General features: G+C 68.3%; 1 protein-coding gene. It reads right to left on the bottom strand.

The annotated features are described in order from the left end of the window. A partial coding sequence (locus H3V53_RS43250; protein ID WP_336603049.1) for a glycosyltransferase family 4 protein occupies positions 1 to 666 on the bottom strand: 666 nt, incomplete at both ends.

The raw sequence follows: 666 nt of genomic DNA on the forward strand, positions 1-666 counted from the left end.
CGCATACGCACGGCAGGCATCGGCATCGGGCAATTTCATCGATCCGTCGAGCGCTCGCGCGAGGCCCTCGGCGATCGCCCCGGCGCCCGTCGAAGGCAGCACGAGATCCTGCGACAGCCCCGCCACCGCTTCCGGCAGACCGCCGACGGGCGTCACCAGCACGGGCGTGCCCGATGCCAGCGACTCCACGGTGATCAGCCCGAAACCTTCGAGCGCCACCGTCGGCACGACGCCGATATCGGCGGCGCGATATAGCGACGCCAGCTGCTCCTCGGGCACGAAGCCGAGCAGCTTGACGTTGTCGCCGAGCCCGGCGTCGTCGATGCGCTGCTGCAATTCCTGCTGCAAACGGCCCTTCCCCGCGATCAGCAACAGCACGTCGGGCTCGCGGCGCTTCACGAGCTTCACGGCGTCGATCAGGTCTTCGAGGCCCATGCGCCGCACGAGACGCCGCACGGCCAGCACGATCGGCCGGCCCACCGGCAGTTGCAGGCGTAGGCGCGCTTCAGTTTGCGTCTGTGGCAGGTTGAACTGGTCGACGTTCACGCAGCCCGGCACGACGCGAATGCGCTCGGCCGGGATGCCGTAACGCGACGAGAGAATCCGGCCGAACGCATCGGACAGCACGATCAGCCGCGAAGAACGCGCATACACCGTCTGCTCCAG

The organism is Paraburkholderia bengalensis (assembly GCF_037126505.1).
GTDB classification, from domain to species: Bacteria; Pseudomonadota; Gammaproteobacteria; order Burkholderiales; family Burkholderiaceae; genus Paraburkholderia; species Paraburkholderia bengalensis.